The following is an 805-nucleotide window of genomic DNA, read 5'->3' as shown; positions in this document are numbered from 1 at the left end:
CACTGCGGCTTTAACACTTGGACTTGTAAGCTTTAACCCAAAAGTGCCCAACTTTTGGTTAGCCTTTATTGCTATTAATCTTTTATTTACCTGTGTAGCTGAGGAAGCTTTGTTTAGAGGTTTATTACAAACCAAACTTAGCCAAATAATCACATCTACTCGCCCAGCGTTACTTGCCCCAATAATGACTGCTGCGGTGTTTGCTTTAGCACATTTTGCTGGAGGAATTAACTATGTATTGGTTTCATTTATTGCAGGCTTAGGATACGGCTATATTTTTTATAAAACGCAGCGTTTAGAATGGGCTATTATATGCCACTGGTTAGTGAACGTTTTTCACTTCTTTTTGTTTACTTACCCTATGCTCAGTAAAATCTAAATACATTTACAAATGCTAACAATTTACCCGTTAGCAAACATTGCCAGCGTTTGATTTTGTTAGTAATTTACTACTTTAAATAATAAATTAAAGGACTAATAAATATGCTACGTTTTATAGCGGCAATAACAGTGCTGGCCACAATAACCGGTTGTTCAGGAATGACCTATCATACAGACATAGACAACGGTGTTTTATCTCAAGAAATTGGCACCTACGTTAATAAAAGAGATTTACAGCAATTTTATAGCGACCAAGAAGCACACGAAAGTGGCGCAACACTTTTAGGCCGAATAGAAGGTGAAAGCTGTGATGGCGACGGTATGGGCAACAATAATGTAAGCTACAATCGCTCTAAATCAAACGCGATTGATTTACTTAAAGCTGATGCTATGCGCAGGGGCGGGAATGCTTTTACTATTAATT

General features: G+C 37.4%; 2 protein-coding genes. Both read left to right on the top strand.

Annotated elements, in window-relative coordinates; genetic code table 11:
* Window positions 1–379 (top strand): CPBP family intramembrane glutamic endopeptidase (locus H5072_RS20680; RefSeq protein ID WP_182694664.1); only part of this gene is annotated, 379 nt, incomplete at its 5' end.
* Between the two features lie 104 nt (window positions 380–483).
* Window positions 484–805: hypothetical protein (locus H5072_RS20675; RefSeq protein WP_182694663.1), on the top strand; the 322-nt coding region annotated here is incomplete at its 3' end.

It is taken from the genome of Pseudoalteromonas sp. SR45-5 (assembly GCF_014163565.1).
Classification (GTDB): domain Bacteria; phylum Pseudomonadota; class Gammaproteobacteria; order Enterobacterales; family Alteromonadaceae; genus Pseudoalteromonas; species Pseudoalteromonas distincta.
The sequence above is the reverse complement of the archived record's forward strand: the minus strand, read 5'-3'. Positions and strand labels throughout refer to the sequence as shown.